Consider the following 17,095-nt stretch of genomic DNA (forward strand, 5'->3'; position numbering starts at 1 on the left):
ATGGGAATAATTGCCTTAATCAATCAGAAGGGGGGGGTCGGGGAAATCTACCTCGTCAGTGCATTTAGCCTATTGGCTTCAGTTCAAACAGAACTATCGGGTGTTGCTGGTAGATGCCGATGCTCAACGGTCAAGTTCCCAATGGGTAGCCGGGATGGGGATTGAACTTGCTTGTCAGGTGATTCAATCCCCAGATGACATCCTAGAAAAGATTCCCGAATTAGTCAAAGATTACGATTACCTAGTTATTGACGGCCCGGCGAGTCTTTCCGAAGAAACCAGAGCTATTTTATTCCGATGTGATTTAGCCGTAATTCCGGTGCAACCGACGGGTGTTGATTTACGGTCTGCCAGCGATGCCATGCGATTACTCAAACAGGCTCAGTCTGTGCGGGGGGGATTGCCCAAAGGTTTAGTTTTCCTAAGTCGGGCGGTGAAGAATACCAAACTCAAACAGGAGGCGATCGCCCTTTTATCTCAAATCCCCGATGCTAAATTTTTAAAACCCATCATTCACCAAAAACAAGCCATCGCCGATACTTCCGGTCAATCACTAACTGTTTGGGACTTACCAGGACAAGCCGCCAGTGAAGCTGCTATCGAATATGACCGATTATTTAAAGCCATCCTCAAACAATTACCAGAGGGAGTATGAACAATAAAAAACAAACCCGTAAACCCTTGAGTGATGCCTTAGCCCAAGAATTTGTCTATGGAGAAAATTCAACACCGGCGGTAACTCCCAAACTAGAAACCATTGAACTAGAAACCATTGAAATTTCCGAACCCAAAACCCAACCAACACCACAACCAGAAACAACATTTATGGACAGATTACAAGTTCAACCCAAAGAAGGGACAAAACGCTTCACCGTCGATTTACCCGAATCCACCCATCGAAAATTATCAATGTTGGCGGCCAGGACAGGACGAACCAAAGCGGAAATCGTCAGACTCCTATTAGATGAAGCATTAGAGAACGTTCAGGATTAATTGTCATAAAACTTTACAGCGTGTCCTATTTTGGCGTGTATTTCGGCTTTACCCCGTTAACCTATAGGCTACTGTTGTCAGATGGCAAAGGTTCCAGGGGTGGGTTGTGAAGATATGAGCGTAATATCGCATAATTTCGCATTTGGGCGGGGTTGCGATCGCTCCCCCAGATAGATTAGATCGCATCAAGCAAGTCGTAAATAGGAGCTAATTCATAAAAGAACGCATTCATAGCCCTCTCCATTAGGCAATCTGACCCATGCCCAAAATTATCATCAAGCCATTTAGCTTTCTGTGGGCTTGCTTCTGCTATAGCTGTTTTCATCCATCCCACCACGTCGTTAAGGTTAGGGGGTCGGTAATAGCCCTCTCTAACATCATTTCTTGAGATATAGGCTCGTTTGGCGGTTATCCAGGTCGTGTAGTTGGATTGCTTGGCTACAATGTCGGGCCGTCCGGTGGCATCCTCTACTAAAATCAAACCTTCCAAATTTTCGATGTCCGGCGGCGGTGGTACTAATTTTGGGGGGGCTATTTCTGTTTCTGGTAGTACCACCGATTCAACTATATTATTATACGAGTTTGGTGGTACAACCCCCATTCCCTCGTTAAATTCAGCCGTTTTTTTGTCCCACGCCTCAAATATCGTGTATCTTTTATCACCAACCCCCACGAATTTGTATTCCCGAATTTTCTTACCGTCCCGTTTAACTTGAGTTGATTGCAGGGTGAAGCCTAGCGTCGCCCGTAGCAAATCCTGAATAATTCTCATGGCACTCAATTTTGGATTGGGCTTGATTCCTAAATAGTCAGAAATATCCTTGGCCCTGATAAGGGTATTTGCGATCGCCACAATTTCAGGGGACTCATTTGTAAAAACTTTGTCGGGGTCAAACAAACCCAAAATATTTAATTCCTGCAAAATTTTCACCTTGGCCGTGATAAATTTTAGATCCTGTAATTGCAGTTGCCCATCCCCATTTTTTTCGGCCGACTCTAAATGCTTAGTATCTCGCTCCTTTGCTAGTTCAGGATGTAGCAGGTAGTAATGAAGTTTTATTTTAGGTAGCCAACCATCAGCATCCTTTATTACCAGTTCGGGAGTAACTTCTACCCCGTAATTTTCTTCTAGGAAATATCGACGCTCCTGATATGTCTCGCTGGCAGTTTTAGCCCGTTTTTCTTTAAGTGCCTTATAGCGCGACTCGGTTATGGGTTCGGATGCTTTTACCTGTTCACCATCAGCTTGTCTATTATTTTGTCTAATTTCTATGGCTTGATTTTCAGCTTTTTTTTCCTGCGGGGTCGGAGGTTGTTTCAACAATTGAATTTCAGTTTTTACTCGATGCCCCCCCTGTAACAACAAATTACAAATATTGCTCCTATAATTCCATTGACCGGAATTGATCCGCGCTCCCATTGTTGCCCACAGTTCGGTGTGGCGCTCATTGACCTTATCCCCTAGCTCGAAACCGTCTCTATCGGATTTTCCAATCAATTCTAAATTTTTACGGGTAACTCTATTTTTAGAATCAATAAGACCCCCCGCAAAACTGCACCCATTCCCGATTCTGCCAACTCCAATATTATTCGCCCAAATATGCCATTCTGCACTCGAATCTCTGTAGCGGTGCATCATTTGGATAGCGTCATGGGTAGTTATAGCGCCGTAAAAAAGCCCGAACACTGCACCAAAATGTCCTTTTAAATCAATGCTAACCCCCGTCCCGATTGTCGGAGTTGCGATCACAATATCGTAATCTTTAATAATTGAGTTGATATTTTTGGCACAACAAAAAGCGGGGTGATCGGGGTCACTAACCGAGTTACTATCTATTCTTAAAATTCGTTTATCTGGGAATAATTCTTTGAGGTGAGATTCATTATTAATGGCACTCCAAAGCCCTTTGATTTTCTGAGAATCTTCTACAATTAAAACTTTCATCCCCTGTTTTATTTTTTTTCCAATCTCAAGAAATGTTTTTGTAGGCTTGGTGTCATTGTAGATTATTACGTCTCTACTATTGCCTAGATATTCATTAACAATAATAAAAGGCTCTAACCCATCAACACCGGATAATCCCAGTAGATAGTCAATGGAAACATCCGACAAATCAGCATCCTGAGCTATTATTAAACCCTCTCCATAAGCAATCGCATTCTTAACTAAATATTCAAAATTATTGATAATAATAGAGCGATTTTCGATGCAAGTGGAACTGTTCATCATGTGCCATAAAATTTGTTCTACTTCATCCAAAATAATGATAGCATCGCCCCAATCGTCGGGGTTAAATCGGGCTTGACTTAATGGATGTAAGCTATCAATACAAAGCCCAAAACCAAATAATTTACCATCAATTGACTCCTTGCAATCTTCAATCCAATTAATTCCAATAGCTTCACAAATAGCCCGACCTAACTCAATCCGGTGAGTAACTACCAACACCGGGCGACCGGATTCTATAGCTTCTCGAATTAACTCAATTAATGATTGAGTTTTCCCTGTTCCCTGGGGGGATTTAATAAAACACATCCCTCTAGCTGGGTATGGTAGTTTTCCTAGATATTTTCGATTACAATCGCGACCAAAAAATAGGTTTGGTTTGTAGCTTAGTTTGTGTCCTTTCTTGAACTGCCAAAATCTATAATCCTTAGCATTGGTAAATAGATCGTCAAAAGCTAATACCCCCCGCTCAAAAATGAAATCATCAACACCCTTTTCCGGGCCGGGAAGTTCGATCACTTTAGGGATTGCTTTGGATTTTAGAAGTAACTCGGATAATTTGCTAACCTCTCTATTAACGGCTGCAATAGTTTTGGGTTTTGGATCACGATCAAAACAGATCGTAATTGTCCGATCCTCTGTAGCAAATTTTGCAATCTCAGGGATTAAGAAGGGTTTGCATGGGGCTTTATTATAATCTTTAGTCCTAACCCCCCCGTTGATTCCCGGTAGCCCAATAGCTGCATACCCCGCGCTTAACAGGGATGCTGTTTTTTTGGCTCCTTCAGTAATAATGATCGGGATATTTTCATCTAATACCCACTGCCAGAAACCACAATCCTCAAATCTTAAATTAAATCTTAAATTAGAACCCCCCATCCGTTTACGGTAGGACTGTTCGGCAGTCGCTCCGGCTTTTTTTGCAATCTTCAATCCGTCCCGATAGGTTACTCGCAGGGAGAAAGCGCGTGTCGGTGTTCCCGGTGGGTGTTCATATTTAATTGTTTTGCCTAAATTATACGGATCTAACCTTGGCTTATCGGGCTTAAAACAGCCCCACAGCATAGAGAGCCAATCGTTTAAAGGATCAAGGGAGTCACACCACCAACCCCCCGCGATTAAATGTTGTTGGTTGTAAATGCGATTCAATTCTCTTTGGTGAACGTGCTTTGTTCTGCAATCTATATCGTCAAGTTTCTGATACATAACCGCTTCAACAGCTTCATCCCCTGACATTGATCGGAAATTCAGATCAATGATTGAATCTGCGATCTTACTATTGGTTAATTCCTGATAATGTTTGGAGGTAATCATCTCGCACCCCCTTTAATATCTAAGTTTTGGGGATTGACGGTTAATGATTTACCTTCTATTTTTTCAAGGGTTTCTAATTGTCGGGGGGATAATTTAAAGGTTTTCCCGTCCCGTTCTGCAATCCTTAAATTTTTGATTAAGTCATTAACAAAGATGGATTCCCAACCCCCGACTTTTCCTTTCAATGATTCAAGTCGGATTTTTAGATCCCGATGACGTTCTATATTTTTGGGTGAAGGTAGCCATTTAATAAAGCGATCGCAACCCGAACAGATAAGTTTTTGGGTGTGAGGTGGTGGCGCGTCAACACACTGAAATTTGATAGAGCCACAGCTAGGACATTGTTGATTATTCATGCCGTCCCCCTTGAGTCGTTGGGGTGAAGGTGGCGATCGCATTCTCAAAATTTAATCTACATATTCCCGGTGTAGATTGTGTAAATTGTGGGAAGTATGCTATAGTTATATAGTTAAAACTTATAACTAATTTATTATTGATAGATCGGAAAACCCATCGACATTTAGCCGAAAAACTTGTATGATTCATAATAACTAAGGGTTTTAAGCCCGCTAATACTTTTTGAACAGCCGCTTTCTCAAGGCGGTTTTTTTGTTGGGATGACTTCCAACAAAATCTATTAATAAGATACCACATTTTTCTTTTTAAAGATCAATTGATAGCCAAAATGTCAAGACACATAAACGTATATATGTTTATGTGTGCCTAATTTAACCTTGAGTTTGCTTATCCCGTGTAATTTTTTCTTGTATTGGCAATACAAGAAAAATCGTTATAGCAGTAGATATACTGCTGTTCCAGTAGTTTCTAGTAGTTTTAGATTACTGCTTGACAAATCTAAAACTACTGATATGAGTCTATTTTCTTATGATGCCCGTACTAGAAAAATTGTAAGGATTACAGTAATTTGCACAGGGTAAAATTACAATTTAAGTGTGCTATTCTTTGTCCCTGTTTAGAATAAATTAAAGACTGAGGTGATGAATGAGTAGGAAAGGGGGGGAAACGGATGTTAAAGCTGTTGCAATGCCCTAAATGTCAAATAGCCATAGGACGTGAAACGGTTCGGTTTTCCTTGCCGTCGCGTTCTATGGCTTTAGAGTTTGTTGGGTCACAGACTGATTCTATTATCCAGTTCCTTAATAGATGGGGATTGAGGGAAGCAGTTGTTACCTACTCAAGTGCTAATGGTGAAAAAAATATCCCTATTCCAGCAACCCTACAAAACGAGGAACCCGCCATGATTAGAGGTTTAGCAGACGTTCAATGGTTAAGAATTGCCGAGGAACTGTTAAACGAAACCCGTCCGACTTTCCTTGTCAGCATGACTAAACACCAAAATGTCCTGGTCAATCAAGGGGCTTGTGAGTTAATGGGATGCTCGGCAGAAGAACTATTAAGCCGTGACTTAGCTCCCTTATGGGTTCCCCCTGGTGAACTTAAACCCATCAGTTATAGTGTCCAACTTCCCCCACACCTTGCAGAATTTCACAAATTGTTAAGCCAACAATCGGAACTAATAAATCATACTTTTAGCAACTGGAAACCCGCAGGGGATAACACCGATGCCCATTGGGTTATATGGAATGACGATATTAGATTTGTGGAACTGGACGGCAACCCATATCGACTGATGAGGGTTAACGGTTTTGATGAAGTGAAAGTTTAGCGATCGCCCCCAAAGCAAACCCCCTAATGTAAAAACTAGGGGGTTATGATTTTTTGAATGTGTAAGTTGACAATAAATTCAAAAAATTAAAGCAAACTGATTTGATGAAAGAATTGCAAGAGCTTGCAGAATTTTGGCTAACTGTGAAAGAAGGCGAATCAAAATTTCAGGAGCGAGAATTTATTTCTCGCCAGTCGTTTAAATATCTTCATTGCCTTAATCATTACCCGAACGAATACTGGAAATATGTTACAAGTGCATATTTTTTCAAAAATAAAGATTCGGATTCGTTTTATACAAGTTTTTCTGAATATCTCGCAACTTTGGTTTCATTTCTGTTTTCCGAGTTTGTTCAGAAGCCAACCGTAAATGCAATAAAGGACTCATGCTACCAATTTTGCATTGATATTTTTGAAGGAAAGCCGCTTACAATAACTTCTTCAATTTCTTCAGAATTTTCGATGCTGGTAATGGTTATTTCGGACAAAAGAAAAATAAATATAAGGACTCACCCATTGCTAATGTTAATGATCTTTCAAAATACCCAAGTGATGATTGGGTAAAGACCGACATTGAAGCAAGAGAAAAATTATTTTTAGAATCAATTGTGGGTTTCTTTCATTCCAATTTGCATAAAAAATAAGTTCAAGATGCCGTAAAATGGCGAAGCTGACACGAACCGCAAAGTAGCAAGTTAAACTCCTTCTGTGTAAGGATTTCAACCCTTAGTCGGGTTTGTCCTTTTTGAGCGATCGCACCAATAAAACCCCAAAGCCAAAAGCCTAGTGGGTTTGATTTTGTGAATGTGTAAACGTTATGAGGTAAGGATTTGAGCGTTTAAGTTTACGATAATTCAGCTTATCTTATTTACAAAACTTTACAAGGCTGCACCTGGTGACACGAACCTTCTATTTCCGCCTATAAGCAAATGGCATCGACAAAACCTGTGCGATCGCTAAACGCATCTGTGCTTCAGTAGGAGCAACATCAAAGCGAGGGGATATCGAACGGCTTAAGGTTGTGATCATTATTTTAAACTTCAAACTGAGTCTTTTTAAAGGAGTAAAATTAAAGGAGTAAAATTTACCAGTCTTCCGGCCCTTGAGCTACAAAACGTTTGGCACGTTCTCGTTTTTCCTCTTCTGTTAAATCGTCGTAGCTTTTCTTGGGGTATTTCTTAGCCATTCTGTCATCAAAGTCTTTCAGTGACTCCCCTTCCCCCAAAACATCCTCATCTTCAGCCACAACAGCAGGAGGAACGGTTTTTATTTTCTTCTGTCCTTCTGAAGCTTTTTTAGCCTTCCTTGAAGCACCAGAGGAGGCAGCAGAGCATCCCCCTTGTAGTTCTAGGCGATCTATCTCGTCCATCTCAGCACGAATTTCCTCATCAGTTAACTCTTTCTTAGTCATTACATTCATTATTTGTAATTTACTATGTTTACATCAATATCTTAACATCTTAATTTGACTTCGCTCCTTCATAATATAAACTGGTCTTTGAATTACCGTTCTTGACATAAAAAAATCCTTGAACATCCCCGTTTGCAACATCACCAGCGTACTTGCCACCACTTCTGATTTAGAGGCTCCGGTTTTCTCAATATGTTCAGTTTAGGGGGATGCCTTACCTTTCTCTACAGTATTTTTACTAAAGTTATTAGTGAGATGGTTTTTAGCTTGGTACTTTAAGGCGAAATGGCGAAGCTGTTACCAAGTGCAAAGTAGCAATTTAAAGCCCCTCTGTGTAAAGGTTACAGCGATTAGTCGTAATAAGTCGTTACATCATGTCCTATTTGGCGCGGATCTCGGCTTTACCCCGTTAACCTATAGGCTACTGTTGTCAGATGGCAAACGTTCCAGCGTGGGGGTGTGAACATATACAGGTATATTCACAGGGGTATCGTCAATAGGGGAAAGCATAGAGAGGATACTCACAGCCCCTCTAACCTGTTCGGGTTGAACCTCTAAATATTGCTGTAGTTGCTCAAGGTTGCGATGCCCTGAGACTTCCTGAATGGTTCGGAGTGGGATACCAGCATTACTCATCAAGGTTAAAGCGGTGCGACGCATTGAATGGGTACTAGCCCCATCAATCTCAACCCGGTCAAAAGCTTTTTTAAGAACCCGACTGGCAGAACGAGGGTTCAAATGAGTGGCTGGGTTGTCTCGGAACACACCACCGGGAAACAACCATTTTCTACCCGCTTCTGGTCTGTACTTTTCTAAATACCCCCTCAACTCATCAATCACTGGGATGGTTCGGGTCGCTAGTTTTCCCTTGGTGTTGGACTTCCGAAAGGTTAACTCAACTCTAACGTTGCCTCTCCTGTCGTAAACATCCAAGGTGTGAAGGGTGCAAGCTTCATTAATCCTTGCCGCCGTAAACAAACAGACAGCAAAAATTACCCGATCTCTGAGGTTGTGCAAACCTTCATTAAATAGGATCTGGATTTCATCATGGCTGAGTATTTTGGCTTTCCCGTGTCTGTTTACTTTCATATAAGCACCCATACCCGTTAAGAGGATTGTTAGGGCGTGGGTAGTGCCTTTGCAAGTGGGATTAAAAAATCAACTTATCGGGTAAACCAATCAACTCCTGTCTGATCTTCAATGGTAAGAAAGTTAGAACAGCGCCCCATAACTTACAAAGTATTGGGATAGGCGTTACGGCTAAAATATGCCTGAATTGCCGATGTCCGTAGGCTTTAGCGGTATTTACAACCTCAACCACTACATCGGCAGGCGTGATTTGACCATTTTCAAAGTCTCGGACGACATTAGGTAGGTATTCCAACGCGATGTAGAGCGCATCAGAATCGAGTTCAGAAAGTTTACTTTTGTTATTAATAGCCCTATATAACAAAAGTAAACTTTTTTTTACCTCCCTGAAACCTATTCCTAATCGGTCTTTGAGGTTTTTACTTACCCCCCCCTTAGTGATTCCTAATTGTTCAGCGATATCGTCAATGGTTGCGACTACACCGGACTTAACCGATGACCATAAAGCCTCAATAATCCCCCGCTCTGTTTGGACACCTTTTGAAGCCGCGCCGGGTGCAATATCGTAAATATCCTCGATGATGATGGTGGCAGTAGGGTAGGCGAGTCTAGTGGCGCTTATGGTGTCATCATCCAGATCAGCGACTAAATAGCTGTGCAACTGTTCATCGGGTCGTAGATGTGCTCGGAGCCGTCCCACATCTTGAATTAATTCGGCTTTGATTTTCCGATTGACCCATCCCCCGTAACGTCCCGTGCGTTGATCCGGCGTAGGAAAATAACCCGTTAAAGTTTGGTATTCGGCGGCGACTTGTCCTAAGTTTGGGCACGGGTGCCCGACACTAACCATGACTTGAGTATTTAGGAATTGATTAGAGCCGCGAGTGTCCTTATGCCAATAACCCAGTTTGTGTCCCAAATCCTGGTAATTAGCTACCGCGCTCTTATGATCAATCAGTCCGATGTTTTGCCCTTGGTGTCGTTTGGCGATCGCATTAATAGCAACATTAATCCGTTCCTGCATCGTGTCGCGCCGTTGTTTACCCCCCCGACCCATTCCTTTAATAATGTGAATATGTAGGTTAGGAGTCGATTGTTTAACCTCTGATACCTCTAGGATTTCATTAAGACTAATCCCTAAAGATAAAGCATAATCTCGTTTATTTTGAGTGGCATCTAAAGCGATTGAGAGCCCCGCACTTTTGATAATATTCCGGTGACGTTTTGATAATTTAGTGATGATTAATTTACCGTTATCAATTCTTAAATTAATCCGTTTATTCCCGATTAAACAATCAATTAAAGCAGGTAGCCAAGGCGGAATTACATTGTCTTTAATTGCTTGCTGTTTTTCTTCAGGGGTCTGCAATCCGTTGATAAATTTAGCGTAATTTTCTAAAAGTTTGTAGCACTCATTCCTTAAATCAATTAATGATGGTGCTATAAAATTTTCCCCTATAACCTTGGTGGCTTCTGGGATTCCGTTAATCATTTCATAATGATAGATTGGAGTCCCCCAAACATTATCACAAGCTAACCAATCATCAGAATATAAATCAAAAATTAATTGATTTAATTCGTCAATAGTTGGCATTAATTCCACTACTTCCCGATGGCTGATTCCGTATCTATGTTTTTCTGTTGTCACTGCCAATAATCCTTTGTAAATCTCAACTAGGATAGGTCTTAATATCTTGAAAAGACGATGATCAGCCCTTAACTGAAGTTTACCAACCATCATCAAGACATCATTAATCTCAACAGTTATTTGATGAGTGTTTTCGATAGATAGGTCATCAAGAATTAAAATGTCATCTGAGGATGGGTGTATCGAGTTGATGTCGGCACGAATCAACCTTTCATTCGTCAAGGTGTAGCGTCTGTTTTCCAAAAATAAACAACCTTGATTAAGTAATGGACACGATTGACAGATAGGAGAATCTTTACCACCAAAAGCAGATAATCCCATTTCTGCAACTGTTAAGAAGGTTTGGTTCTCAGGACAATTGCTAGGAATATCAGGGGATTGATTATTCTTAACCCTGACAACGTGAGATTTTCCTAAAGCAGTTTTGCGGTCAGTGTCATAATTTAACCCATTATGTCGGGCTTCTAAATCAACATAATTGGCTTCTACAGTTGCGTTAGTTGGGTTCCGATGATCAGGGGATAGATAGAATATTCTGGCTTTATTCTCCTTATCATCGGGGTCAATTCCAAAGGTTTGAAGTGTAGCCAAACCAGAATCAAACGATTTTCCGTGACCCGTTGCAGTTGTGTCTAAAGTAAATTTAAAACCCTTCTCGCACGCTTCACCATAGCAAGCCAACCTTTCCCCATTATTAAAAATGATTTTAGGGCATCCCATCTGTTGCCATTCGTCAACTGTTGGCAATTGTCCAGGGGTGTAAGGTAGTGAGATTAATTTCTGAGGTTTCCATAGTACAATCGCGCTACATTCTGTTTTTTCTTCTGGGATTGTAACGGGTTTGGCTTCGGGGTTTTGTTCGGGAGTAACGGGTTTATTTTTCTGGTTTACCCGACTGTAAAAACGTTTAACAATCCGTGCTAAATCGTTTTGTAATTCAGGTAATTTAAAGCGATTAAACCATTGTTCCTCACTCAATTCTCCCTGATCAATAACCTGATTATCCCATTCTATATAAGAGATAATCCGAGCATTATTAAACGTTTCTGTGTCGATTTCGTCAATATCAACTTTATCTGATTTTGGTCTATCACCTTGTCCCCAATCTCTTATATAAAGGGTAACTCCGAGCTTTTTAAGGAATAGATATAAAGCTCGATATCCCCCCATCACATGATGATTAGCTTTGCATCCAGTGTCAGGGTTTAAGATGTATAAATCAAAGTTTTTGGAATCAACAATAGCTTTAAATTCCTTCTTAGAGCCATGCCAATTCACACCGCCAGCACCCAACACATTAATATTGTGTAAATGCGCTGCAACGGGCGGTTTTAATGTTCCCTCTATAATGTTTAAATCAGGGGAACTATTTAATTTTAAAAACTGTAATGGTAGTTCACCGGACACGCGGCGATCGCTACTTCCCCAAAGCCATTGATATTTTGGCTCCCGATCATCCCTAGCAAGCTGAAAGCCAATGATTAATCCTTTGATATTCCGAATAGGAATCAGAATTCCTGATCCGCTATTGGCTAGAGTTCCCTTGTCTCCCATCCCAGGGAAGTTAGGACTAATCGAGATCAGATTAAATTCTTGATAGCGGTCAACCGACTTAAACCCACGCTGATCAATTTGTTCATCAGTTAAGCCGCGACCGTGCAACTGTTCCCGATGTTTGGCACTCAATCCCAACTGTTTCAGGATTTTTCTGGCTTCTCTGTCTAATTGCTCATCTGTCAACGGGGTAATGTTTGAAGGTTTGGCGGCTTTGGGTTGCTGTTCCGGTCTGTATTCTTGACGCTCCCCCGAATAATCCCCGAATAATCCCCCCATACCTCCCCTGAGAGGTTTGAGATATTTCCATCCGGGTATGCTCCAATTGCTATCACCCCGTAGGCACATTATTAAATTATCTGAAATCTTGCAACCGTGCGTTTTTTCACAGATTGGGCATGGGTTACGCTTGCTTGAGGCGATGGCGTAGCCGCCGCCTTGCGGCATCGCCTTTCCTTTTAATGTGGTGTCGGTGGTAATCATGCCGCACCCCCTTGAATCGTTGAGAGGTGCTGATTATTGCAATCTATATAAATCCGTGTAACAGTTCTGATGAATATGTGACAGTTCTTAGGATTCCCCCCATTAACAGCCTCAATCATGTATTTAGTCCTCCGATGCCGACCTAACCCATTTCAAATCAGATTCCAGTACCCGTGATTCAGGGTATGGCTATCTATCAGTACCTCAACAATTTGGACGGCCGTTGAGATAGCCCAATTCCCTAATTCCATATTGAAGTGAATAATCTGGATAGTTTTTTTCAGGAATTTCTTGAGGTGTTTCTTGAGGTTTCGGTGTGCAATTCAGATAATTAGCTAAGAATCCTCAGTAATGGGATTGCAAATTGAAGCAACAAACAAAACTGATTTAGCGATCCGCCAGAAATCCCCTAGCCCAAAAGTTAGGGGGTTTTTATGAATGTTTCCCTTTAACAATTAGTCCAGATATATTGATTCATTTGCTATTCCTGTTATCCGTTATGTTATCTGTTATGTTATCCGTTATTTGTTATGTTATTTGTTATGTTATCCGTTATGTTATCCGTTATGTTATTCATTACCTCAACGGGTCAATAAAAAACTAGACTGTAAGAAGTGCTTGAGGGGGAACATCAATAAATATCAAAGCCTTAATAAAAATTAATAAATCTGTCCATGAGTTTAAATCGTTATTATCAGTTTATCCAGATTAATTTTTAAAAGTTACCTATTTTTATACTATGATTTAGCAACGCTAGATTATCTAACGTTGCTGATTTAGCTGAATTTATTCTTCGCAATTAGTAAATCTTAGAGTATCCCCCCAATTACCTATCTCCCAAGTGCCATTATAACCCTCTTCACCATAACCCTTAAAGCCTTTATCTGTCTTGGAAGCCATGCCAGAAGTTTGATTGGGGTCATCGGCTGTACCGCTAATCTCTATTACACGAATATCAAACTGAGTAATCGAACCATATTGGTTTATTTGGTCTTGCATCTGATTTATGTCATTTTCAGCACTGTCCATAATAAATTATTCCTAATCTGGGTGAACCATATATAGCATATCAGAAAATTTAGTGGCTTTGTGTAGTAGTTGCCACCTGGCTTACCATCGTAGAAGTCGTGGAAATATCTCACCTGGGCAGTTATTCCTTGATTTAAAACTACCCTAGAATACGGAAAAACCACCCCTGATGAGGCAGTTCCAAGAATAAGGATTGTAACAGTGACTGAACTCAACAACGGAGGTGATGTTAGTCACAGGGAATTTTTGAATGATCTATTGGTAAAGGGGAGTTGACTGCAAAAATTAAGGCAGTTTTTAATTAAAACCTAGCTGTAATTACCAGAACAAGAGAAACCTCAACTATATTTCCGGCTCCGAGTCAAAGAGATCGGGTTGCCGATTCTGTTGTTCCAGATCGCAAATGGATTAATTAATCTACTCCTTAACGTAATAACTCCAAAGGATCTATAGTAGATTTAAGGGCTTTCTTTTCGCTCCTAATTTTCCTACCGTTTATGGCAACCCCAACCCCGATTCCAGACCCAGGGCAACTTGTAGAGGTGCGAGGAAGACGATTTTCAGTTATTGATGTCGGCTCTTCTTCCCTCCCTCAAAACCCCTTAACCCAAAGTTTTACCTCCTCTAAACACCATTTAGTTACCCTCACTTCAGTCGAAGATGATGGTTTAGGAGAGGAATTGCAAGTCATTTGGGAACTCGAACCTGGGGCTTGTATTTATGAATCTCAAGAACTGCCCTATCCCGATGGGTTTGATGCGCCAGAACGATTAGATGCCTTTCTCGATGCTGTGCGTTGGGGAGCTTCCTCTAGTGCTGATGTCCGTTCTGTACAATCTCCCTTTCGTAGTGGCGTCGATATTGAAGATTACCAACTTGACCCCGTTGTGAGAGCGATTCAAATGCCCAGGGTCAATCTTTTAGTCGCCGATGATGTGGGGTTAGGAAAAACCATAGAAGCGGGATTAGTCGCCCAAGAATTAATTTTACGCCAACGAGTCCAACGCATTTTAATCATTTGCCCATCTTCTCTGCAAATCCAATGGCAAGAACAAATGCGGGATAAATTCGGTTTAGAGTTTCGGATTGTCAATCGAGACTTAATGCGAGACTTAAGAAGAAATCGGGGACTGCACGTTAATCCTTGGACACATTTTCCTCGGTTAATTTCATCAATTGATTTTCTCAAACGAGATCGACCCTTACGCTTATTTCGAGAAGCTCTACCCAGTGAAGGGGAATCAATTTATCCCCGTCGTTTTGATTTATTAATTGTCGATGAAGCTCATAATATTGCACCATCAGGCGGGGGAAATTATGCCATTGATTCTCAACGCACCGCAGCAATTCGTTTAATTGAACCCCATTTTGAACATAAACTTTTTCTAACCGCCACGCCCCATAACGGTTATCCTGAAAGTTTTACCGCTTTATTAGAATTATTAGATTCTCAACGATTTGCCAGGGGTGTTGCACCAGACCAGAATCAATTACAAGTCGTTATGGTGCGACGGTTAAAATCAGAAATTACCGATTGGGATGGCACACCCCGCTTCCCGGAACGACAATTAGAAGCCATTTCCGTTAACTATAGCGACGCTGAACGCGAAGCGAATCGCTTGTTAACTCAATATACTCAATTACGACGAAAAAATCCCCAGAATCAAGTCGAATTAACAGCTACAGAATTTGTTTTAAAACTATTGAAAAAACGCCTATTTTCTTCGCCAATGGCATTTTTAACAACGTTAGAAAAACATGATCAAACTCTACAAAAAGCTAAACCTCGCACCTCTCGTACTGTCTCCAAACCGACACCTGGAATTTTACGCCGTCAGTTAGATCTGATTGATGAAGAATTTGGGGATGATGATTTGTATGAAACCACAACAGAGGATGCGATCGCTACTTCTTCTTCCTTATTTCGAGAACTAACCTCTGAAGAAAGAACAATCCTCAATCGCTTAAAACAATGGGCAGAAGCCGCTTCTCCGGTTCCTGATTCTAAAGCCAAAGAACTCCTGAATTGGATTCAAACCTATATTAAACCCAATAATCAATGGTCTACGGAACGGGTAATTATTTTCACCGAATATCGCACCACCCAAAAATGGTTATATGAACTTTTAGCCACCCAAGGACTCGCGGAAAATGACCGTTTAATGACCCTCTATGGAGGAATGAAAGCGGAAGACCGAGAACGAATTAAAGCCGCCTTCCAAGCCAGTCCAGAACTGTCTAATGTCCGCATTCTCCTGGCTACCGATGCCGCTTCCGAAGGCTTAGATTTACAAAATCATTGTTCTCGTTTAATTCATTATGAAATTCCTTGGAACCCGAACCGCATGGAACAACGAAACGGCCGTATTGACCGTCATGGACAAAAAGCCCAACAAGTGATTATTTATCATTTTGTCGGCAAAAGTTATTCTCAACAATCAACTGTTGGGTTATCCCCTGGAGAATTAGAAGGGGATTTAGAATTTTTAATGCGGGCGGCTTTAAAAGTAAATAACATCCGTGAAGATTTAGGAAAAGTGGGGCTAGTAATTGCTATCCAAGTCGAAGAAGCGATGTTAGGAAAACGCCAAACCCTGGACACCACGAAAGCCGAAAAAGAAAGTGAACCTGTGCGACGGTTATTGAAATTTGAACGGAAAATCCGCGAACAAATTCAGAAATTAAAAGAACAATTAGATGAAACCCGCACTAGCTTAAGATTAGACCCCACTAATATTGAATCTGTGGTTAAAGTTGGTTTAGAATTAGCCGGACAGCCCCCGTTAATCCCTTATAAAGACTATCCTTCAGCTTTTATTCTTCCCCCCTTAAAAGGCAGTTGGGCAGGGTGCAGTCAGGGGTTAGCCCATCCCCACACCGGAGAAATTCGCCCCATTGTTTTTGACCCTGATTTAACGAGAGGACGGGACGATTTGGTTTTAATTCATTTGAACCATCGCTTAGTTCAGATGTGTTTACGCTTACTTCGAGCGGAGGTTTGGTCACGGGAAGGAAATAAAAATTTACATCGGGTGACGATTAAAGTTGTTCCAAATTCAATCTTAGAATATCCGGCTGTTGTAGCTTACGGGCGATTAGTCATTTTAGGGAGTGACCAACATCGGTTACATGAAGAATTAATCACCGCCGGGGGAACCTTAGAACAAGGAAAATTTAACCCTTTAAAGGTGATGAAATTGGAAAACGTGATTCAATCTGCAATTCCTAATTTGGTTTCGGACGAAATGAAAGAACGGTTGGTTAAGGCGTGGAATCAATATACTCATCCCTTAATGAAACAATTAGAAAAACGAATGGGCGACCGCAGAACTTCCTTAGAAAAAAGCTTGCAAGACCGATGTGACAAAGAAGTAGGGGATATCAAGGCAATTTTAACTGAATTGCAACGGAGTATTGAACAAGAATTAAATGAACCGGATTTTGTTCAGTTAGAGTTATTTACTTCAATAGAAAAGGATCAGTTGGAACGCAATCGCAATAGTTTAAAATTAAGATTAGAACAAATTCCCAAAGAAATTGAACGAGAAACCACAGCGATTTATTCTCGATTTTCTAATCCAAAGGCTCGATTATTCCCCATTGCGATTACTTATTTTATTCCCCAAAAACTCAGTTAAAAGTCTAAATTGTCAATCCTCAA

The 17,095-nt window shown here is 41.0% G+C and carries 11 protein-coding genes; 5 read left to right on the forward strand and 6 right to left on the reverse strand.

What is annotated here, in order from left to right:
* Positions 1-58 precede the first annotated feature (58 nt).
* Both NMG86_RS25145 and NMG86_RS25150 read left to right on the forward strand, forming a co-directional pair.
* Positions 59-655: a ParA family partition ATPase gene (locus NMG86_RS25145; RefSeq protein ID WP_499103742.1), complete on the forward strand. Its 597-nt coding sequence runs from the start codon at positions 59-61 to the stop codon at positions 653-655.
* The gene (locus NMG86_RS25150) at positions 652-993 is read left to right on the forward strand and encodes a ribbon-helix-helix domain-containing protein (RefSeq protein WP_087882280.1); all 342 of its coding nucleotides are present in this window, start codon (positions 652-654) and stop codon (positions 991-993) included. Before NMG86_RS25145 ends, NMG86_RS25150 begins: the two co-directional genes overlap by 4 nt.
* A gap of 175 nt (positions 994-1,168) precedes the next feature.
* Here the strand turns inward: NMG86_RS25150 and NMG86_RS25155 are convergent, their stop codons facing one another.
* Both NMG86_RS25155 and NMG86_RS25160 read right to left on the reverse strand, forming a co-directional pair.
* Entirely contained in the window at positions 1,169-4,534 is a 3,366-nt protein-coding gene (locus NMG86_RS25155; protein ID WP_052338786.1) for a plasmid replication protein, CyRepA1 family, read from the reverse strand.
* On the reverse strand, positions 4,531-4,932 hold the full coding sequence (locus tag NMG86_RS25160) for a hypothetical protein (RefSeq protein WP_158442164.1): 402 nt from the start codon (positions 4,930-4,932) through the stop codon (positions 4,531-4,533). The genes NMG86_RS25155 and NMG86_RS25160 overlap by 4 nt, the downstream gene beginning before the upstream one ends.
* A 629-nt stretch (positions 4,933-5,561) precedes the next feature.
* Here NMG86_RS25160 and NMG86_RS25165 point away from each other — a divergent pair.
* On the forward strand, positions 5,562-6,221 hold the full coding sequence (locus tag NMG86_RS25165) for a hypothetical protein (RefSeq protein ID WP_144018194.1): 660 nt from the start codon (positions 5,562-5,564) through the stop codon (positions 6,219-6,221).
* A gap of 104 nt (positions 6,222-6,325) precedes the next feature.
* On the forward strand, positions 6,326-6,784 hold the full coding sequence (locus NMG86_RS25170; protein ID WP_026798310.1) for a hypothetical protein: 459 nt from the start codon (positions 6,326-6,328) through the stop codon (positions 6,782-6,784).
* Between the two features lie 520 nt (positions 6,785-7,304).
* Here NMG86_RS25170 and NMG86_RS25175 read toward each other — a convergent pair.
* From NMG86_RS25175 to NMG86_RS25190, 4 genes are all read right to left on the reverse strand, one after another.
* Positions 7,305-7,631: a hypothetical protein gene (locus tag NMG86_RS25175; protein WP_202806758.1), complete on the reverse strand. Its 327-nt coding sequence runs from the start codon at positions 7,629-7,631 to the stop codon at positions 7,305-7,307.
* Positions 7,632-8,045: 414 nt separating this feature from the next.
* Positions 8,046-8,720, reverse strand: coding sequence for a tyrosine-type recombinase/integrase (locus NMG86_RS25180; protein ID WP_087882281.1), 675 nt, complete (start codon positions 8,718-8,720; stop codon positions 8,046-8,048).
* 61 nt (positions 8,721-8,781) lie between these two features.
* Entirely contained in the window at positions 8,782-12,405 is a 3,624-nt protein-coding gene (locus NMG86_RS25185) for a hypothetical protein (protein WP_499103743.1), read from the reverse strand.
* Positions 12,406-13,191: 786 nt separating this feature from the next.
* Positions 13,192-13,434, reverse strand: coding sequence for a hypothetical protein (locus NMG86_RS25190; RefSeq protein WP_026798355.1), 243 nt, complete (start codon positions 13,432-13,434; stop codon positions 13,192-13,194).
* Positions 13,435-13,931: 497 nt separating this feature from the next.
* On the opposite strand from NMG86_RS25190, the gene drmD reads away from it, so the two are divergent.
* Positions 13,932-17,072, forward strand: a complete 3,141-nt coding sequence (gene drmD / locus NMG86_RS25195) for a DISARM system SNF2-like helicase DrmD (protein WP_026798309.1) — start codon at positions 13,932-13,934, stop codon at positions 17,070-17,072.
* The last annotated feature ends 23 nt before the right edge of the window (positions 17,073-17,095 follow it).

The organism is Planktothrix rubescens CCAP 1459/22 (assembly GCA_904830895.1).
Taxonomy (GTDB): Bacteria; Cyanobacteriota; Cyanobacteriia; order Cyanobacteriales; family Microcoleaceae; genus Planktothrix; species Planktothrix agardhii.

What these genes read in the sequence shown, in the direction of transcription:
- NMG86_RS25150 (WP_087882280.1), top strand. Translation starts at nt 652, where the DNA reads ATGAACAATAAAAAACAAACCCGTAAACCCTTGAGTGATGCCTTAGCC.
- NMG86_RS25155 (WP_052338786.1), bottom strand. Translation starts at nt 4,534, where the DNA reads ATGATTACCTCCAAACATTATCAGGAATTAACCAATAGTAAGATCGCA.
- NMG86_RS25160 (WP_158442164.1), bottom strand. Translation starts at nt 4,932, where the DNA reads ATGCGATCGCCACCTTCACCCCAACGACTCAAGGGGGACGGCATGAAT.
- NMG86_RS25165 (WP_144018194.1), top strand. Translation starts at nt 5,562, where the DNA reads ATGTTAAAGCTGTTGCAATGCCCTAAATGTCAAATAGCCATAGGACGT.
- NMG86_RS25170 (WP_026798310.1), top strand. Translation starts at nt 6,326, where the DNA reads ATGAAAGAATTGCAAGAGCTTGCAGAATTTTGGCTAACTGTGAAAGAA.
- NMG86_RS25175 (WP_202806758.1), bottom strand. Translation starts at nt 7,631, where the DNA reads ATGACTAAGAAAGAGTTAACTGATGAGGAAATTCGTGCTGAGATGGAC.
- NMG86_RS25180 (WP_087882281.1), bottom strand. Translation starts at nt 8,720, where the DNA reads ATGAAAGTAAACAGACACGGGAAAGCCAAAATACTCAGCCATGATGAA.
- NMG86_RS25185 (WP_499103743.1), bottom strand. Translation starts at nt 12,405, where the DNA reads ATGATTACCACCGACACCACATTAAAAGGAAAGGCGATGCCGCAAGGC.
- NMG86_RS25190 (WP_026798355.1), bottom strand. Translation starts at nt 13,434, where the DNA reads ATGGACAGTGCTGAAAATGACATAAATCAGATGCAAGACCAAATAAAC.
- drmD (WP_026798309.1), top strand. Translation starts at nt 13,932, where the DNA reads ATGGCAACCCCAACCCCGATTCCAGACCCAGGGCAACTTGTAGAGGTG.